This is a genomic window from Streptomyces sp. R21 (assembly GCF_041051975.1).
GTDB lineage: Bacteria > Actinomycetota > Actinomycetes > Streptomycetales > Streptomycetaceae > Streptomyces.
Genome location: NZ_CP163435.1, coordinates 2,862,960 through 2,881,876 on the forward strand (window position 1 = coordinate 2,862,960; position 18,917 = coordinate 2,881,876).

General features: G+C 71.1%; 14 protein-coding genes. 4 read left to right on the top strand and 10 right to left on the bottom strand.

The genetic code is table 11. The annotated features are described in order from the left end of the window. Positions 1-40: 40 nt before the first annotated feature. The 4 genes from AB5J56_RS12800 to AB5J56_RS12815 all read right to left on the bottom strand — a co-directional run bounded on the left by AB5J56_RS12800 (position 41) and on the right by AB5J56_RS12815 (position 6,678). Positions 41-1,969 carry an IucA/IucC family siderophore biosynthesis protein gene (locus tag AB5J56_RS12800; RefSeq protein WP_369232830.1) on the bottom strand — a complete coding sequence of 643 codons (1,929 nt, stop codon included), beginning with the start codon at positions 1,967-1,969 and terminating at the stop codon, positions 41-43. A 60-nt stretch (positions 1,970-2,029) separates the two neighbouring features. Next, positions 2,030-2,959, bottom strand: coding sequence for a GNAT family N-acetyltransferase (locus AB5J56_RS12805; RefSeq protein ID WP_369232831.1), 930 nt, complete (start codon positions 2,957-2,959; stop codon positions 2,030-2,032). A gap of 39 nt (positions 2,960-2,998) precedes the next feature. Then, complete coding sequence (locus AB5J56_RS12810) at positions 2,999-4,996, bottom strand: IucA/IucC family siderophore biosynthesis protein (RefSeq protein WP_369232832.1); 1,998 nt, start codon at positions 4,994-4,996, stop codon at positions 2,999-3,001. Between the two features lie 344 nt (positions 4,997-5,340). Further along, positions 5,341-6,678, bottom strand: a complete 1,338-nt coding sequence (locus AB5J56_RS12815) for a diaminobutyrate--2-oxoglutarate transaminase family protein (protein ID WP_369242522.1) — start codon at positions 6,676-6,678, stop codon at positions 5,341-5,343. A gap of 387 nt (positions 6,679-7,065) precedes the next feature. Here AB5J56_RS12815 and AB5J56_RS12820 point away from each other — a divergent pair, with 387 nt between their 5' ends. Together AB5J56_RS12820 and AB5J56_RS12825 are read left to right on the top strand one after the other, a co-directional pair. Continuing rightward, a complete protein-coding gene (locus AB5J56_RS12820) occupies positions 7,066-8,298 on the top strand; it encodes a serine protease (protein WP_369232833.1) in 1,233 nt (410 codons plus the stop codon). A 183-nt stretch (positions 8,299-8,481) separates the two neighbouring features. Then, entirely contained in the window at positions 8,482-9,690 is a 1,209-nt protein-coding gene (locus AB5J56_RS12825; protein ID WP_369232834.1) for a serine protease, read from the top strand. Positions 9,691-9,812: 122 nt separating this feature from the next. Here the strand turns inward: AB5J56_RS12825 and hflX are convergent, their stop codons facing one another. The 6 genes from hflX to miaA form a co-directional block, all read right to left on the bottom strand. Beyond that, complete coding sequence (gene hflX / locus AB5J56_RS12830; protein WP_369232835.1) at positions 9,813-11,309, bottom strand: GTPase HflX; 1,497 nt, start codon at positions 11,307-11,309, stop codon at positions 9,813-9,815. Positions 11,310-11,476: 167 nt separating this feature from the next. Continuing rightward, positions 11,477-13,006, bottom strand: coding sequence for a M1 family metallopeptidase (locus AB5J56_RS12835; protein ID WP_369232836.1), 1,530 nt, complete (start codon positions 13,004-13,006; stop codon positions 11,477-11,479). A gap of 89 nt (positions 13,007-13,095) precedes the next feature. Continuing rightward, positions 13,096-15,225 (bottom strand): bifunctional (p)ppGpp synthetase/guanosine-3',5'-bis(diphosphate) 3'-pyrophosphohydrolase, encoded by a 2,130-nt coding sequence (locus AB5J56_RS12840; protein ID WP_369232837.1) that lies wholly within the window; start codon positions 15,223-15,225, stop codon positions 13,096-13,098. A 299-nt stretch (positions 15,226-15,524) separates the two neighbouring features. Further along, positions 15,525-16,394, bottom strand: a complete 870-nt coding sequence (dapF, locus tag AB5J56_RS12845) for a diaminopimelate epimerase (protein ID WP_369232838.1) — start codon at positions 16,392-16,394, stop codon at positions 15,525-15,527. 140 nt (positions 16,395-16,534) lie between these two features. Next, a complete protein-coding gene (locus AB5J56_RS12850; RefSeq protein ID WP_369232839.1) occupies positions 16,535-17,050 on the bottom strand; it encodes a hypothetical protein in 516 nt (171 codons plus the stop codon). Positions 17,051-17,157: 107 nt separating this feature from the next. Further along, positions 17,158-18,096 carry a tRNA (adenosine(37)-N6)-dimethylallyltransferase MiaA gene (gene miaA / locus AB5J56_RS12855; RefSeq protein WP_369232840.1) on the bottom strand — a complete coding sequence of 313 codons (939 nt, stop codon included), beginning with the start codon at positions 18,094-18,096 and terminating at the stop codon, positions 17,158-17,160. Between the two features lie 183 nt (positions 18,097-18,279). Between miaA and AB5J56_RS12860 the strand changes: the two genes are divergently transcribed. Next, the gene (locus AB5J56_RS12860) at positions 18,280-18,555 is read left to right on the top strand and encodes a hypothetical protein (RefSeq protein ID WP_369232841.1); all 276 of its coding nucleotides are present in this window, start codon (positions 18,280-18,282) and stop codon (positions 18,553-18,555) included. A 24-nt stretch (positions 18,556-18,579) separates the two neighbouring features. Next, positions 18,580-18,843 (top strand): antitoxin, encoded by a 264-nt coding sequence (locus AB5J56_RS12865; RefSeq protein ID WP_369232842.1) that lies wholly within the window; start codon positions 18,580-18,582, stop codon positions 18,841-18,843. Positions 18,844-18,917: the final 74 nt, after the last annotated feature.

Sequence of the window (18,917 nt, forward strand, 5' to 3'; positions counted from 1 at the left end):
GGGGCCGGGGATGTGATCAAGACGTCTGCGTCCGGTGTGATCAAGGCTGGTGAAGGGGGTTCGGTACGGTGCCGTGCACGGCGGCGTGCGGGCGCTCGGGGCGGTCCCGGTAGCCGTCGAGGTGCAACCGGTTTCGGTTCAGACAGAGGCGCTCGATACGGGGAGTGAGCAGGTCGAACGTCTCGTAACGCTCCTTGAGCTCGGGGAAGCGCGCCTGGTGTCGGACGATCTCCGAGCGGACGAGCGTCCAGAATTCGGCCTCCGCGACGCCCAGCTGTTCCTCGCACAGGGGCGCGAGATAGCGGAAGACGCCTACGAAGAGCCCGGAATGGATGAACTGCGTCAGAAACGCGGGCGGCTCGGCGAGGAGTACGTTCCGTACCTCCTCCGGCATCGAGTCGTGCTCGGGGAGCGGATCCGCGCTCACATTGACGTCGTCCACGAAGTCCTTCACTGCGAGCCGTACGGGCACGTCATGGTCGTCGAAGACAACGATCGCGTTCTCTCCATGTGGGCTGAACACAGTTCCGTACCGATAGAGGAAGTGGAGCAGCGGCGGGAGCAGCGCGGCGAAGAGCCGCCGCAGCCAGGCCCTGGGCGCGAGCGCCGAGCGGGCGACCAGCTCGGCCGTGAAGGCGCGGCCGTCGGGGTCGGTGTGCAGAAGCGCGGCGAGCGTGCGGGCGCGTTCGCCGGGTGCCAGATGCCGGGAGACCGGCTCCCGCCAGATCGCTCCCAGCAACTCCTTGTACTGATAGGGCACTTCGGGCAGTTCGTCGTACACGGGGTGTCCTACGGCGATGGAGGCGACCTCGCCGAGCAGGATCACCGCGCAGGTGTCGCGCAGGAAGGGGTCCGCTTCGCGCAGAGCCTGCATCCAGGCGGTGACGGCCGGGGCCGCGAGCGTCCGCTCCGTCGGGAGCCCGCGCCACACCAACGTGTTGAGGATGGAGAGCGGCAGCTTCACCGTGTGCCGGTCAGGACGCGAGGTGTTGAGGAAGGTGCGGATCGACTGCTGGGGCAGGCGCAGATCGCCGTCCGAGTGCAGCGGCACGATCGCACCCGCCGCCACGGAGGGCGCGAAGAGCGGCAGGACGACGTCGTCCCACTGCCAGGGATGCACGGGCAGGTAGAGGTACGACTCCGGTGCCAGGCCCCGCGCACGGAGCACCTCGTCGAAGGACTCCTTCGCCGACGGAGCGAGTTCGCGCGCGTAGAGGTCGTCGGCCGTGTCGAGGCCCCGGACACCGCGGTAGGTGGCGAGCGTGGTGTGTACGGCGATCCAGGGCAGGGCCGTCGCTCTGCGCGCCTCCGGCGCCCAGCCGGCGATGTCCTTCGCGGATAATCCGAGACGGCCCTTGTTGAGCACGATCCAGGGGTGGCCGCTCTGATGGCCTTCCAGTTCCGCGTAGCCGAGGTCGGCGAGCCTGGCCGCGGGAAGCGCGGTGCCGTCGAGCCGGGTGTCCGCGGCGAGCGTGGTGCTCAGCTCGCGGATGAGGTGACCGAGCGTCGCTCCGTCCAGCCCCAGCGTGCCGCGGGCCCGGGTCAGGAAGCCGATCGGATCGGTGAAGGGACGCGGCTCTTCGCCGGGCTCGGTGAGGGTGAGCGACGCGGGGTCCACGCGCCAGCTGTCGTACGCGGTACGGCGGGCCCGGAAGGCGAGGTTGCCTCCGGCGTCGAGGCGGAGGGTGTACGGGCGGGAGGCCGGGGAGCCGTCCGGCTGCGCGCCTGCCGATGAGGCGGCGGGCCCCGGCCCCAGATCCTGCCCCCGCCCCCGCTCTCGCTCTCGCTCTCGCTCCGGCTCCGGCTCCGGCTCCGGCTCCGGCTGAATGATCTCCTCGTACGCGAACTCGCCGATCATCTTGGCGAGCAGTCGGCGGCCGGCCTGCTCCCATCGCTCTTCGCGCAGCTCAGGTGGGTCGTAGAGAGCGGGCGGCTCCCCGGAGGCCGGGGTGGCGGATGGATTCGGCACGGAGGGACTCCTCGACGGGGAACCGGATCGGGACGATCGGAGTTACAGATTGTGACGGCGCTACAACAGATCGCGCAGGGCCCGGTCTCGGACCATGAGGGCTGCCTTCTTGTCGGGCAGGTCGACCTCGGTGGAGAACCGGAAGCCGGCGCTCAGGAAGGCGGAGACGGAGGGGGTGTTGCGAAGGTCGGGTTCCGCGACGACGCGTGCGCAGGTGGGGCGCTTGTCGAGGACGAGGTCGGCGACGGCTCGGAGCAGGGCGGAGCCCAGTCCGCGCCCTCGGTCGGCGACACCACCGATGAGGAGGTGGATTCCGGTGTCGTGCGGTCGGGCGGGGTAGTGGCGGGCGAGGAGGTCGAGGTCCGCGCGGTAGATCTCCCAGTAGCTCATCGGCGTGCCGTCCAGCACGCCCAGGCAGGGGACGCTGCGTCCGTCCCCGTCGAGCTGCCCGCACAGATGCTCCTCCACCACCGACTCGGGCCCCGCGAGCTCCCAGAACGCCGCGACGGCGGGGTCGTTCATCCAGCGCGCGATGAGCGGGAGATCGCGTCCGATGCGTACGGGGACGAGGCGGAAGACGCCTACGGGGGTGGCCGTGGGGCCCCAGTCACCGACGCTGTCGAGCAGATCGCCGCCGCCGGAAGCGGCGGGGTCCCCGGTAGGGGTGAGAGGAGCAGCAGGGGTGAGAGGAGCGTCGGCGGGAGCGAGCTGAGCGTCGGTCGGTGTGAGCGGGACGGAGTCCGTTGTGAGCTGAGGGGAGTCTCTTGTGAACTGAAAAGAGTCCGCCGCGCCCGTCAGTGCGCCCTGTTCGCCCACGCCCTCGGCGTCTGCCCCCGCTTCCTCCGCTTCCGCGAAGAGCGCGATGAGCTCGTCGGGCAGGCGCAGGTCCAGCGTTTCCTCGCAGTCCGTGCCCGGGCCGAGGCCCGTGTCGGTGCCGAGGTCGGTGGCAGGGGCGGTACCGGCGTCGGTGCTCGCATCGGTGGGAGACACGGCGACGCTCCTCTCAGAAGACGGGGTGGGTCATGTTCCTCAGGAATGAAGGGGGTTGGCGATGGTGACGTAGACGGACTGGGTGTCGACCGGGCCGACGAGTTCATCGAGACCGTGCAACCGGGTCAGCAGGTTGGCCTTGCAGCGCAGGACGGGTGAGTCGAGCAGGCGGGCGGGCAGCGACGTGCGCAGCCGTGCCGGGCCGGTGGCGACATCGGCGAGGAAGCGGCGGAAGGCGGCCAGCAGCAACCGTTCGTCGGCGAGGCGCTGGGAGCCGAACGCGCCGACTAGACCGAGCACGTTGTTGATGGCGAGGTAGTAGGCGAACCGTTCGTCGGTGACCTCGTCGGAGACGAAGGTGTCGCTGTGTTCGCCGATGCCGGGCAGCCGGGAGTCGAGTTCCGCGCGGCGGGAGGCGCGGAAGTAGTAGCCCTGGTTGTCGCGGTAGCGGCCGCCCGTGGGCCAGCCCTCGGCGTCCAGCAGGAGCAGGGTGTTCTGCTGGTGGGCTTCCAGGGCGATCCCGGCCTCGCTGTCGAGCCAGAGCACAGGGCGTACGACCTGCTCCAGGTAGCGCAGGAACCACTCGGTGGCGACGGCGCCGCGGGGACGGCCGGTGCATCCGGCGAGGCGGGTGACGATCTCGGCGAGCCGGGACCGCATGACCGGCCGGTCCTGACTCCGGTCCCGTACGCCGGGCTGGGCGTGCGGACGGGGCGAGACGAGTCCCGCGACGCACGTGACGTCGTCCGTCGGGCCGAACGGGTTGTGGCGGATCATCACGTCGAGGCCGGGCAGGGGCTTGGCGTCCGGGCCGTCGACGGCGAGCCAGGCCGGGTCGCGGACGATGTCGAAGCCCGGGTGGGCGGCCTGCCACTGCTTGAACAGGCCGCCGCGCAACAGACGGTGGACCTCCACGCCCCGGTGGAGTTCCTTGCGGAGGTTCTCGCGGCGGGAGTTGGTGATGCGCAGGCCCAGCGACAGCTTCAGCATCGCGGGGGCGCCCGTGCGGTGGACGGTGCGAACGGAGGAGGTGGGGTGCCAGGGGGCGCCGTGCGGGCCGAGGTTGTGCAGCAGCCCGGCGTCGAGCAGGGCCGCGACTTCGGGGCGGTGCAGGGCTTCGCCCATCTGCCAGGGATGCAGTGGCAGGGCGGCGTATCCGTCGGGCAGCGGAAGCCCGGCGCCCGCCAGCCGTGCGGTGAGCTGTTCCGCGGCGACGGGGCGGCCGCGTTCCGTCCACGCCGAGTCGGCCGCCAGCACGGACGGGGCGACCGCCATCCAGTGCAGGGGGAAGGAGCCTCGCAACTCGGGTGAGTACAGACGGGCTTCGGCTTCGGAGAGTCCCTCGCGGCTCTTCGGCGTGGGGTGCTGCGGGTGGCCGAGCACGAGCGCCTGCTCGGCGGCGAGGAAGAGGTCGGCCTCGTCGGCGGGGTGTTCCCGCCGGTCGCGGATGAACAGGGCGGTGCGGCGGACGGAGTCGGCCACGCGACCGACGAGGTCCCCGCCGTCGTCGGCGGGGCTGTGCGGCGTCCGGAGTTCCGGGCGGCTCGCGGTTCCGGCGCGGGCCGCGGCGGACGGCGCTCCCCGTCCGGCCGTGGCTGTGGCCCACGCGGCCTGCCGGGCGAGCAGCGCGGCCACCGTGACCGCGTCGGCGGGGGGCGCCCCGTCGGGAGCGTCGGCAAGGTAGGGGAGGCCGAAGCGGTGCCAGCCGGTCGGGGACCAGTAGTGGACCGGCGCCAGCAGGGCCGTGCCGCTGGCGGGGAGGGGGATGCGCAGGGTGCCGTCGTCGGGGGCCGCGAGGTCGTTCTCCCGTACCCAGCAGCGCAGCAGGTTCTCGACGCCCGCCGCCTGGGCAGCGGTCTGCGCGTCGGGGTGTTCCAACAGGTCGGCCGTGCAGCCGCGCAGCCGTTCGGCCTCGCCCGCCCCTCCCTTCTGCCGGGGGACGACCGGTTCGGCCGTCGGCGCGAGCGGGGCCTGTGTGCCGCCGGCCGCCGGCTCGTGGGTGTGGGGACGGCCGTCGGGTGCGGGAGTGGCGTTCAAGTGCGTTCCTCGTGACGTCGTTCAGGCTCGTACGGCGACGAACCCGGGTGGCTCTGGTGTGCGTGCTGCCTCTGGCGTTCCTGATCGGCTGGGTTCGCGGGCGGAGCGGGTCGTCCCCTGTGAAGCTCGGGGCGCTGTGGCGCGGCCGATATCCGGGCGTCCTGGCGGCCGGGCACTCCGGAGCAGCGGATCCCGCTCCCCGGCACCGCGGGACCTGGCGGTTCGGCTCCCCGGGCACTTCGCCGTCCCGAAACGCGGACGCCCCCGGGACATCCCCGCACGCCGTCGACCCACAGCACGACACCACGCCCCATCACCGCCTTCCCCGCGCCCGGCCTACGCGCTCATGCGCCGTGCCCGGCGCCCACGGCGCCGCTGGCCGCTGCCGCGACCGCGTCCGCCAGGCGGTCGAGGACCGCGCTCGCCTGCTCGTCGCTGATCGTCAACGGCGGGAGCAGGCGCACCACGCTCGCGTGGCGCCCGCCCAGTTCCACGATGAGCCCGCGCTTGAGGCACTCCCGCTGGACGGCGGCGGCCTGTTCGGGCGCGGCGGGCCGGGGTCCGTCGCCGGTGGGGTCTGCAGTCCCCTCCGGGTCCACGAGCTCGACGCCGATCATCAACCCACGGCCCCGTACGTCGCCGATGCAGGGGAACTCGGCGGCCAGATGCCGGAGTTGGGCGAGCATGCGATCACCCAGCGCCCCGGCACGCTCGGCGAGCCGGTTCTCCCGGACGTACGCCAGAGTCGCCGTACCCGCGGCCATGGCGAGTTGGTTGCCCCGGAACGTGCCCGCGTGGGCGCCGGGTTCCCAGACGTCGAGGTCTTCGCGGTAGACGACGACGGCCAGCGGCAGACTGCCGCCGATGGCCTTGGACATGACCATCACGTCCGGCATGATCCCGCTGTGTTCCACGGCCCAGAAGGTGCCGGTCCGGCCGACCCCCGTCTGGACCTCGTCCGCGATCAGGGGGACGGACCGCGACGCGGTGATCTCACGCATCCGGCGCATCCAGCCGTCGGGGGCCGGAATCACGCCGCCCTCGCCCTGGACGGGTTCGAGGATCATCCCGGCTGGGTGCGGCACGCCCGACTTGGTGTCGTCGAGCACGGACTCGGTCCAGCGTGCGGCGAGTTCGGCACCCCGGTCGCCTCCGATGCCGTACGGGCAGCGGTAGTCCTGCGGAAACGGCAGGCGTGTGACGCGTACGTCGGGTGCTCCCCCGGATGCTTCGAGCGCCCCCGCGGTCATCCCGTGGTACGCGCCGGTGAACGCGAGCATCCCGCTGCGCCCGGTCGCCGCGCGCACCAGCTTGAAGGCGGCCTCGACCGCGTCCGTCCCGGCCGGACCGCAGAACTGCACCCGCGCGCGCTCGGCGAACTCCGGCGGGAGCGTGCGGAACAACTCGGTGGTGAAGGCGTCCTTGACGGGGGTGGCGAGGTCGAGGACGTGCAACGGAGCGCCCGAGTCGAGGACCTTTCTGATCGCCTCCAGCACCACCGGGTGGTTGTGCCCGAGCGCCAGGGTGCCCGCGCCGGAAAGGCAGTCGAGGTAGCGGCGGCCGTCGGCGCCCTCGATCGTCAGTCCGCGCGCCCGCACGGGGACGATCGGCAGGGCGCGCGCGTAGGTGCGAGCCGCCGACTCGCGCGCCGACTGGCGCCGCAGGATCCCCTCGTGCGCCACGCGCGCCCGCTCGGGACCGCTCTCACGCGCCCCCTCGTGCCCGTCATCCGGCTCCCGCCCCACCGGCACCACCGCAGACTCCGTCAATGCCACGACTACAGGTCCTCCCGCTGTCCCGAGGCGAGTTGGCAGGGGTGCTGGACCCACGCTGAACGCATGCGTCTGGTCCCCCGTACGTACCAACGACGCGGCGCGCGCGGGGAAGCGGGTGCACCGAAGATCCTTGCCGTGACGGAACCGTTGCCGTTCCGTCGGAAGTCCCCCACAGCGACCGCATAGTCTTTGATGCCGTTCAGCGATACCGAATGATCACCGGCCGACCGGCACCCACGGTCACAGAACTGCTGCGGCAGCGCCGAGTTCACTTACGCCCAGGGGGAATCCCAGATGCGATCCATACGCCCGCGCTTCGCCGCTCGCCAAGGGAGGAGCGCGCGTCGCAGAACCTCCCCCGTGCTGGCCGCCGTCGGCCTCACCGCGGCGCTGGCGCTCACCGCGACCGCCTGCAACTCCGGTGACGACAAAGCGGGTGGCGAGCCGGGCTCGTCGGCGTCCGCGTCCCAGGACGACGGCAAGATCAAGATCCCGGACGACATCAAGAACAAGCTCAAAGAGCACGGGATCGACATCGACAAGTGGAAGGACGGCGCCTGGAAGAACTGGGACAAGAGCGACTGGCTGCGCGAGGCCGACGACTACATCAACCCCATCATCAAGGGGCTGTGGAACCCGGACCGGATGCGCGGAGCCGACGACCCCGACAAGGACAAGGGCGTCGACGACAGCGACCTCTCCGGTGACCAGGGCGTCACCGACCCGACCCCGGCGTCCGTGGCCGCGCAGGCCGTGAAGACCGCGTACCACGCGAACGCGGCCGAGGCCGGCAAGGTCTTCTTCGACTCCCCCGAGGGCACGATGGTCTGCTCGGCGACGGTCGTCGAGGACCCGGCGCACCCGGGCAAGTCCAACCTGGTGTGGACCGCGGGCCACTGCGTGCACGCCGGCAAGAAGGGCGGCTGGTACCGCAACATCGCCTTCGTGCCCTCGTACAACAACGACGGCAGGACGGCCGCCGCTCTGCAGAAGGCCACCAAGGCGGAGGTCGCCCCGTACGGCGTCTGGTGGAGCGACTGGGCGCAGACTTCGGACCAGTGGATCGAGCAGGGCGGTTCGACGGGCGGCCAGGGCGCGTCGTACGACTTCGCGGTGCTGCATGTGACGCCGGAGAAGGGCAGCAGCGGCAAGTCCCTGGAGGAGACCGTCGGTTCGGCGCTCCCGGTGAACTTCAACGCTCCGGCCGTGCCGAAGGTGTCGAGCATCACGGCGACCGGCTACCCGGCGGCGGCGCCCTTCGACGGACAGAAGCTGTACCAGTGCACGGACAAGCCGGGCCGGTTGTCCATCGCCAAGGCGGACCCCACGATGTACCGCATCGGCTGCAGCATGACCGGCGGTTCGTCCGGCGGCGGCTGGGTGTCGACGGGGGCGGACGGCAAGCCCGCGCTGGTGTCCAACACGTCGATCGGCCCGGTCAGTTCGGGCTGGCTGGCCGGCCCGCACCTGGGCCCTGTGGCCAAGGGGATCTACAACTCGGTGAGCAAGAAGTTCGCCGGTCAGTGACGCGGCGGGCGTAACAGGGTTCGGACGGGCGGTGGTGGGTGGCGTGCGGAATTCCGCACCGACCCACCGCCGTTCGTCCCCGGTTGCGGGGCGCGGTGCGGTGTGATGTCGAGTGGTTCCTCCGGGAGCCGCTTCCGCGCCCGGCAGCACATGACACACCGCTCCAACGGGGGTTACATCCGTATGCGTTCCCTACCTACGCCCGCCACGCGACGGCGCGGCAGGCGCTCCGCTCTCGCCGCCACGGCTCTCGTCGCGGCCTTGGCGCTCACCGCCACGGCCTGCAACTCAGGTGACGACAAGCCGAGCGACAAGCCCGGCACCGCCGCGTCCACCTCCTCGTCCGGCAAGGGCAAGGACAAGATCGAGATTCCCAGCGACATCGCCGACAAGCTCAAGGAGCACGGCATCGATGTCGACAAGTGGGCGGACGGCGGCTGGAAGAACTGGGACAAGGACAAATGGCTCAGTGAGGCCAAGGACTTCGTCAACCCGGTGATCGAGGGGCTCTGGAAGCCCGAGCGGATGAAATCCGCCAAGGACCCGAACAAGACGATCACGGCGAAGGACGCGTCGGCCGACCAGGGCATCAGCGACCCGGATCCCGAGCCGGTCGACGCCGAGGCGGAGAAGACGCCGTACCACGAGAACGCCGCCCCCGTCGGGAAGGTCTTCTTCGACTCCCCCGAGGGCTCGATGGTCTGCTCCGGCACGGTCGTCAAGGACGTGAACCATCCGGGCAAGTCCAACCTCGTGTGGACCGCGGGCCACTGTGTGCACGCGGGCGGCAGCGGCGGCTGGTACCGCAACATCGCCTTCGTCCCGTCCTACAACGACCTCGGCAAGTCCGAGGCGGAGCTGGGCGACGCGACGGCGACGGAGGTCGCCCCCTACGGCCAGTGGTGGGCCGACTGGGCCGCCACCTCCGACCAGTGGATCGCCGGCGGCGACGAGACGGGCGGCGCGGGCGCCCCGTACGACTACGCCGTGCTGCACGTGAAGCCCGAGCAGGGCACGAAGTCCCTGGAGGAGACGGTCGGCAACGCGCTTGCCGTGGACTTCTCGGCGCCGTCCGCGACAGACGTCAGCACGATGGGCGCCTGGGGCTACCCGGCCGCACCGCCGTACAACGGTCTCAGCATGTTCAAGTGCGTCGACCGGCCCGGCAGGTTCTCGCTGGACGCGACCCTGCCGACGATGTACCGCATCGGCTGCACGATGACCGGTGGCTCGTCCGGCGGCGGCTGGTTCCGTGTCGTCGACGGGGCGACGAAGCTCGTCTCGAACACGTCGATCGGCCCGACGGACAACACCTGGCTCGCGGGACCGCAGCTGGGCAAGGGCGCCGAGTCGCTCTACGACAACATGAGCGAGCAGTACGGCGGCCAGTAGGCGTCGCGGGTACGCCGCCCGGCCCTGGCTCCGCGCGCACGCATGACGAAGGCCCGCCCCTCGGATGAGGGAGCGGGCCTTCGCCGTACAGGCCATATGCCGCGGTCCTGGCGGACCGTCGCTCAGGCGAGCGGCGCCGGGACGTACGGCGCGAGATCCGCCGCCAGTTCCTCGTGCACCCGCGCCTTGAGCAGGGTGCCCTCCGGGGTGTGCTCCTCGGAGATCACCTCACCCTCGGTGTGGGTGCGCGCCACCAGCCCGCCGTGCGTGTACGGCACGAGCGCCTCGATCTCGACCGAGGGGCGCGGCAGCTCGCTGTCGATGAGCGCGAGCAGCTCGTCGATGTTCAGACCGGTGCGGGCCGAGACGGCGATGGAGCGCTTCTCGTTCCGCATCAGCCGCTGGAGCACCAGCGGGTCGGCCGCGTCCGCCTTGTTGATCACGACGATCTCGGGTACGCCGGTGGCGCCGACGTCTCTGATCACCTCGCGCACGGCGGCCAGCTGCTCCTCCGGAGCCGGGTGCGAACCGTCCACCACGTGCAGGATCAGATCGGCGTCGCCGACCTCCTCCATCGTGGAGCGGAACGCCTCGACCAGGTGGTGCGGCAGGTGCCGGACAAAACCGACCGTGTCCACCAGCGTGTACAGCCGGCCGCTCGGGGTCTCGGCCCGGCGCACCGTCGGGTCGAGGGTCGCGAACAGGGCGTTCTCGACGAGCACGCCCGCGCCCGTGAGGCGGTTGAGCAGCGAGGACTTTCCGGCGTTGGTGTAGCCGGCGATGGCGACCGAGGGCACCTTGTTCCTGCGGCGCTCCTGGCGCTTGATCTCGCGGCCGGTCTTCATGTCCGCGATCTCCCGGCGCATCTTCGCCATCTTCTCGCGGATACGACGCCGGTCCGTCTCGATCTTGGTCTCACCGGGACCACGGGTCGCGAGGCCGCCGCCCTTGCCGCCGCCCATCTGACGGGACAGCGACTGACCCCAGCCTCGCAGCCTCGGCAGCATGTACTGCATCTGCGCGAGCGCGACCTGCGCCTTGCCCTCTCGGGACTTGGCGTGCTGGGCGAAGATGTCGAGGATCAGGGCCGTACGGTCGATGACCTTGACCTTGACGACGTCTTCGAGCTGGATCAGCTGGCCGGGGCTGAGCTCACCGTCGCAGATCACGGTGTCGGCGCCGGTCTCGACGACGATGTCCCGCAACTCGATGGCCTTGCCCGAGCCGATGTACGTGGCCGCGTCCGGCTTGTCCCGGCGCTGGACCACGCCGTCGAGCACGAGCGCACCCGCGGTCTCCGCGAGGGCGGCCAGCTCGGCCAGCGAGTTGTCGGCGTCGGTGATGGTCCCCGAGGTCCACACGCCGACGAGCACCACACGCTCCAGACGGAGCTGTCGGTACTCGACCTCGGTGACGTCCTCGAGTTCGGTGGAGAGGCCCGCCACACGGCGCAGGGCCGCGCGCTCGGAGCGGTCGAACTGGTCGCCGTCCCGCTCTCCGTCGATCTCGTGGCTCCAGGCGACGTCCTCTTCCATCAGGGCATCGGCCCGAAGACCTTCGGGGTAACTGTGCGCGAAGGTGCTCTGCGCGTCCTGGGAAGGGGAAGAAGAGGAGGTCATTGGATCCTTACGTCGATAGGAACAGCGATGTCGTGACGGAGGCATCCGTCAGGAAGTAGAACGTCCGGGGCCACGGGGAGATTCCCGGATTCCGCCGGGTCAACCCTCACGGGCCGTGCCGCCGACCTGACGATGGTCGCACGGCACGCCTCGTCTCGTCACGCGAGTTATCGGGTGACCCGGCGCGCCTGAGGAGCGTCGCTCTTCCAGTCCGGGTGCCCGGGCATCGGCGGGGTCTTCCTGCCGTACAGCCAGTCCTGGAAGAACCCGCTCAGATCGCGGCCTTCGATGCCGGACGCCAGGTGCTCGAAGTCCGCCGTCGAGGCGACCCCGTCGCGGTGCAGGCCGACCCAGGTGCGCTCCAGGCGCTCGAAGGCGGCGCGTCCGATCTCCTGGCGCAGCGCGTAGAGGAAGAGCGCGCTGCCGTCGTAGACGTTCGGCCGGAAGATGCTGATCTTCTGGCCGGCTGCGGGCCCCTTGGGCATCGCGGGCGGGCCGCCCGAGGCGCGCCATGAGTCGGAGGCTCCGTAGGCCGCCTTCATGCGCTTCTCCATGGGCTTGTGCGCCGTCTCCTCGGCGTACAGCTCCTCGTACCAGGTGGCGTGTCCCTCGTTGAGCCACAGGTCGGACCAGGTGCGCGGGCTGACGCTGTCGCCGAACCACTGGTGCGACAGTTCGTGCACCATGATCGACTCGACGTACCACTTCGGATACGCGGGTTCGGTGAACAGGTCTCTCTCGAAGAGAGAGAGGGTCTGCGTCTCCAGCTCGAAGCCGGTCGTCGCCTCGGCCATCAGCAGCCCGTACGTCTCGAAGGGGTACGGGCCGACCTTGCCCTCCAGCCAGGCGATCTGGTCGGGGGTCTTCTTGAGCCACGGTTCCAGGATCTTGCGGTCCTTGGTGGGCACGACGTCACGCACGGGCAGGCCGTGCGGCCCGTCGCGGTGCAGCACGGTGGAGCGGCCGATGGAGACCTGGGCCAGCTCGGTGGCCATGGGGTGCTCGGTGCGGTACGTCCAGGTGGTGGACCGGCCGGACCGGTCCACTCCTGCGGGCAGACCGTTGGCGACGGCGGTGTACGCGTTGGGTGCGGTGACCCGGATCGTGAACATCGCCTTGTCGGAGGGGTGGTCGTTGCACGGGAAGACCAGGTGTGCGGCGTCGGCCTGGTTGGCCATCGCGAGCCCGTCCTTGGTCTGCACCCAGCCCCCGTCCTGGCCTTCGGCGGAGACGGGGTCGCTGGTGTGGCGCACGGTGATCCGCAGCGCCCCTCCCGGGGGCAGCGGCTTCTCCGGAGTGACCACCAGGTCGTCACCCGCGCCGGTGAACGAGGCGGGCGCACCATTGACCTCCACCGAGTCCACGGTGCCGTGCGCGAAGTCGAGGTTGATCCGCTCCAGCCAGGCCGTCGCCCGGGCGTCGATGGTGGTGACGGCCGCGAGCGGCTTTCTGTTCGAGCCGGAATAGGTGAAGTCGAGGTCGTACGACGTCACGTCGTACCCGGGATTGCCCAGGTGCGGGAAGAGTCGGTCGCCGACGCCGAGCGGCACGGCCGGTGAGGGGGCGCTCGCGGCGATCAGACAGACGGAGACGGCCGAGGCGAGCAGCGCCGCCTTGAAGCGGCGGGTCCTGGGGCCGGTGGTTCCGGATCCGGGGGCCCTGGAGCCTGCGGTCCTGGGGCGGGGGGTGAGCAGCATGCACCACGGCTACCAGCGCGCACCCGCCGTACGGCGACGCCGCGCGACCGGCACACCCGAACGGGGTCGGCAGGGGGCGCGCGGGCGCGTTACTGCGCGGCTGCCACGTGGTGCTGCGCGCGGCTCACGTCGTACACGCCCGGCACGTTCCGCATCGCTCGCATCAGCGCGGGCAGGTGGGCCGCGTCCAGGAGTTGGAGCGTGTACGTATGGCGTACGCGCTGCTGGCTGGGGGGTTCCACGGTCGCCGAGACGATCGCGACGCCCTCGAGAGCGATGGCCTCGGTGAGGTCGGCGAGCAGATGCGGGCGCCCGAAGGACTCGGCGACCAGCGTGACCCGGCACGCGGTGGTGTCCCCCCAGCGCACGCTGACCTCCGCGCGCCCCACGCCTTTCATGCGCTCCACCGCGGCGCACTCGACACGGTGGACGGTCACCACGCCTCCCCGTACGGCGAAGCCGGTGACCTCGTCGGGCGGCACCGGCGTACAACAGCCCGCGAGCCGTACGGACGCGCCGGGCTGATCGACCACGGCGTTGGCCCCACCGGAGCGCGCGGCACCGGCGGGAGCGTCGGCGGACGCGGACGGCCGGGGTGCCGCGGCGGGGCCTTCCTCGTGCTGCTCGTCGCCGGCCGAGGGGTGCGCGGCGAGCCAGCGTTGGATGGCGATCCGGGCCCCGGGCGTCTGGGCGTGCTCCAGCCACTCCCTGGAGGGCTCGGAGGCCGGGTCCTGGCCCATGAGCAGCTGAACGGTGTCGCCGTCCCTCAGGACCGTACTCAGCGTCGCCAGGCGGCCGTTGACGCGTGCGCCGATGCAGGCGTGCGCGTCCTCGCCGTACTGCGCGTACGCGGCGTCCACGCAACTGGCGCCCTCCGGAAGGCCCAGGGAGCCGCCGTCCGCACGGAACACGGTGATCTCGCGGTCCTGGGCGAGGTCCTCGCGCAGGGTCGACCAGAACGTGTCGGTGTCGGGGGCCGATTCCTGCCAGTCGAGGAGGCGGGAGAGCCAGCCGGGCCGGGTGGGGTCGGCGCGCTCGCCGTCGACCGGGTCGTCGGCGCCGGGGGTGTAGGGATTGCCGAGCGCGATGACTCCGGCCTCGGCGACCTTGTGCATCTGGTGGGTGCGGATGAGGACTTCGGCGACCTCGCCGTCCGCGCGGGCGACGGCCGTGTGCAGCGACTGGTACAGGTTGAACTTGGGTACGGCGATGAAGTCCTTGAACTCCGAGACCACCGGGGTGAGACAGGTGTGCAGCTCGCCGAGGACTCCGTAGCAGTCGGCGTCCTCGTTCACGAGCACCAGGAGGCGGCCGAAGTCGGCGCCGCGCAGCTGCCCGCGCTTGCGCGACACACGGTGCACGGAGACGAAGTGCCGTGGCCTTATGAGGACTTCGGCCTGCAGTCCCGCCTCGCGCAGCACCGCGCGGACGTCCTCCGCGATCTCCGCGAGCGGGTCGGCACCGCGCGCCGCGTTGTCGACGATCAGCTCCCTGGTGTGCTCGTACTCCTCGGGGTGCAGGATCGCGAAGACCAGGTCCTCCAGCTCGGTCTTGAGTGCCTGCACGCCGAGCCGTTCGGCGAGCGGGATCAGGAAGTCCCTGGTGATCTTGGCGATGCGTTCCTGTTTCTCGGGACGCATCACTCCGAGGGTGCGCATGTTGTGCAGCCGGTCGGCGAGTTTGATCGACATCACGCGGACGTCGTTGCCGGTGGCGACGAGCATCTTGCGGAACGTCTCCGGCTCGGCGGCCGCTCCGTAGTCGACCTTTTCCAGCTTGGTGACGCCGTCGACCAGGTAGCAGACCTCGTCGCCGAACTGCTCCCGCACCTGATCGAGCGTCACCTCCGTGTCCTCGACGGTGTCGTGGAGCAGTGAGGCGGTCAACGTCGTGGTCTCGGCGCCGAGTTCGGCGAGGATCAGGGTCACGGCGAGCGGGTGGGTGATGTAGGGCTCACCGCTCTTGCGCATCTGGCCGCGGTGCGAGGACTCCGCGAGGACGTACGCCCTGCGCAGCGGTTCGAGGGCCGCGTCGGGATGGTGGGCGCGGTGGGCCTCGGCCACATGGCCGATCGCGTCGGGCAGCCGGTCGCGGGCCGCGGGGCCGAGCAGCGCGGCCCGGCCCAGGCGGCGCAGATCGATCCGGGGGCGGCTCTTCCTGCGGAGCGATCCGGGCGTTGCAGGGCCTGGCGTCGCGGGATTCGTGGCCTCCGCACTCATGGGCACCTCCGGCTGCGTAGACCGGCGGACGGGGTGCCCCAGGGCGAACACGGCTCAGGGGATGGCGTCGATCCCCCGTCCGGGCCGGTGCTTGATGCTACCGAGCCCACCACGCCCGGCTGACCGCCTCTCGCCGAGCGTGAAACGGATCACCCATTCGAGCGACGGTCCGGGGGTTTACGGTTTCGATCGATTCGAAAGCGCGGATGGTGCGGATGCGCTTGCCACGCGCTTCTGAGGGCGCACGGCAGCAGATCGCTACGGACTCGGAAAGCGCATCGCCACGAGCGGTCCGGCGCTCAGCCGCGCAGGGCTGCCAGCCAGTCGGCGTCGATCTCGCCCTCGGCGACGATCACCGCGGGGCCCGTCATCTCGATCTCGCCGTCCGGGCGCTCGGTGATCACGAGACGTCCGCCGGGCACATCGACGGTGTATGTCGCCGGGGTCCCGGTCACGGCCGGGTCCGCACCGTCGCGGCGGGCGGTGGCAACGGCCACGGCGCACGCGCCCGTGCCGCACGAGCGGGTCTCGCCTACGCCGCGCTCATGGACGCGCAGCGCAACGTGTCGGGGGCCGCGGTCGACCACGAACTCGACATTCACCCCCGTCGGGTACGCCGACGCCGGGCTGAACGGCGGCGCGGTGTACAGGTTGCCCGCCTGCGCGAGGTCGTCCACGAAGGCCACCGCGTGCGGATTGCCCATGTTCACGTTCCGCGCGGGCCAGCTGCGCTCGCCGACGCTCACGGTGACATCCCCTTCGGGGAGGACCGCACGACCCATGCCGACGGTCACGTCACCGTCCTTGGCGAGGTGCACCTTCTTCACGCCCCCGCGCGTGGCGACCGCGATGTCCCCTTCGCCCACATACCCGGCGCGCTGGAGGTAGCGGGCGAACACACGCACTCCGTTGCCGCACATCTCCACGGTCGAGCCGTCGCCGTTGCGGTAGTCCATGAACCACTCCGCCTCGGCGGCCATCTTCCGGGCCTCGGGGTGCGCGGCGGACCGTACGACGTGCAGCAGACCGTCGCCGCCGATGCCCGCGCGACGGTCGCACAGGGCGGCCACGGCGGCCGGGGGCAGGTCGATGGCGTTCTCCGGGTCCGGGACGATCACGAAGTCGTTCTCGGTCCCGTGGCCCTTGAGGAAGGCGATCCGCGTGCTCATTCCTCGATCGTACGGGGTCGGTACGACAGCGGACCGCTGCGGTCCGGGGAGCGGACCAGCCCTGGTCCGGCGTCCCGGATACGGCGCCCGGGGCTCAGCGCGACCGAGGGACCAGGCCAACGGCCGAGGCCAACCAGCGCTCAGCGCAGGCGGGCGACCCGCAACACGGCGAGCACCGCCACCGCCGCGACCACCACGGCGTACGCGATCACGACCCGCCAGTCCGGGCGGCGGCCGGAGCCACGCTGCGGGAACCCCGGCCAGGTGGAGCCGACCCGGCGGGCGGCCATCATGCCCCAGCCTGCCGCGCAGGAGCAGATCAGCAGGCCGAGCATGGCGACCACCGCGCCGCCGTCGCCGAACTCGAAGGCCAGCGGGAAGGCGAACATCAGCGAGCCGATCGCGGCCAGCGTCACGATGGGCGCCAGCTGCCAGATGCGCAGTCGGCGCTGCGGACGCAGCTCGACCTCGACCTCGGGCTCCGGGGACATCTCGCCGGGGCCCGGACCGTCGGCGGTCACGCCGCCGGGGATCTCGTCGGGCCCGTCCGGGCTCAGCCGGTCGCCGACCAGATCCTGCTGGTCCTGCGGTTCCTGCTGCTCATGCGCGGTGTCGTGCTCCGCGTCCTGTGCGGTGTCGCGAGGGCTGGCCTCCATCGCCACGCGCCCTCCCAACTAGGACTTCACTGGTCGATCGAAGCTCGATGATGGCACGGCGTCAGAGGCCCGGACGGCGGCCGGAGCGTCCCGATGCCATGACGTGATCAGGCTGTAACCGGTCGTTCGACCAACGCCAGTGCGAGCTGCGGGAGTTCTGTGAGATCCGCCGCAGCGCCGCTCAGCCAGTGCACTCGTGGATCACGCCGGAACCATGAATCCTGGCGGCGCGCGAAGCGTTTGGTGGCGCGTACGGTCTCGGCGCGCGCCTCTTCTTCGGTGCACTCCCCCACGAGCGCCGCGAGCACCTGCTGGTACCCGAGCGCGCGCGACGCCGTGCGCCCCTCGCGCAAGCCCTGCGCCTCCAGCGCACGCACCTCGTCCACGAGCCCCGCCTCCCACATCCGGTCGACCCGGCGCGCGATGCGCTCGTCGAGCTCGGGGCGCGCCACGTCGACGCCGATCTGCACGGTGTCGTACACCGAGTCATGTCCCGGGAGGTTGGCGGTGAAGGGCTTGCCGGTGATCTCGATGACCTCGAGGGCGCGGACGATACGACGGCCGTTGCTGGGCAGGATCGCGTGGGCGGCGCCGGGGTCCGCCACGGCCAGCCGTGCGTGCAGCGCGCCGGAGCCGCGCAGCGCGAGCTCCTCCTCCAGCCGCGCCCGCACCTCGGGGTCCGTGCCGGGGAACTCCAGATTGTCGACGGCGCCGCGGACGTAGAGCCCGGAACCGCCGACCAGGATGGGCCAGCGGCCCTCGGCGAGCAGCGCGTCGATCCGGGCGCGCGCGAGCCTCTGGTACTCGGCGACGCTCGCCGTGACCGTCACGTCCCAGATGTCCAGGAGGTGGTGCGGGACTCCGCCGCGTTCCTCGGGCGTCAGCTTGGCGGTGCCGATGTCCATCCCTCGGTAGAGCTGCATGGAATCTGCGTTGACGACCTCGCCGCCGAGACGCTGGGCGAGGAAAACGCCCAGATCGGACTTTCCTGCCGCGGTGGGTCCGACGACGGCGATGACCCGCGGTGCGGGGGCTGCACTACTCACTGACCCAGTCTCGCAAACGTCAGGGCCTCTCCTCGAACGAGCGACGTGACGGCACGGGTTCGGGGTCGTTGCCAGTTGCGAGGTTCCAGCCGCCGGTTTTCGAGTGCCGGTGACCCGGGCGACGCAATGGGACGCACCGGGCGACGCGGGATTTCGCCCTCACGAGTAACGTATGGAGTGGATATGAGCGTTTTTGCACGACTTCTCCGGAAGTCGAAGGCTACGGAGGAGGCGTCAACCGCCAAGGTGCAGGCCGACACGCTGACGGCCGAACCGGCGGCGGAGGTGGCGGAAGAGGCCAAGGAGTCGTCCGAGGCCGAGGGCAAGGGCGAGGGCGAGGGCAAGGTCACGGCGGAGGAGACCGCCGAGGCCGCCACCACGGAGGACGTCGAGATCCCCCAGCAGCAGACCGCCGAGAAGGCCGCCGACAACGAGGCGGGCGAGAGCGCCCGCAAGTAACTGCCCCGCGAGAAAAGGTGGACCATGGGTCTCCTGGACAATCTGAAAGCCAAGCTGGCCCCGGCCAAGGGCAAGGTCTCACACCTCGCGCAGCAGCACGGGGGCAAGATCGAGCACGGTCTCGACAAGGCCGCCAAGGTGGTCGACGAGAAGACCAAGGGCAAGTACAGCGACAAGATCCAGACGGGCACGGGCAAGGCCAAGCACGCCATGGACCGCCTCGCGCACAAGGAGGACGGCGGCACCACGCCTCCCACGGACGTACCCCCGTCGCCTCCGGCTTCCTGAACGGCACACACCCCGGACGGCCGCGGAGCACCAGGCTCCCGGCCGTCCGCCGTGTCCGCGCTCGTCCCACGTGT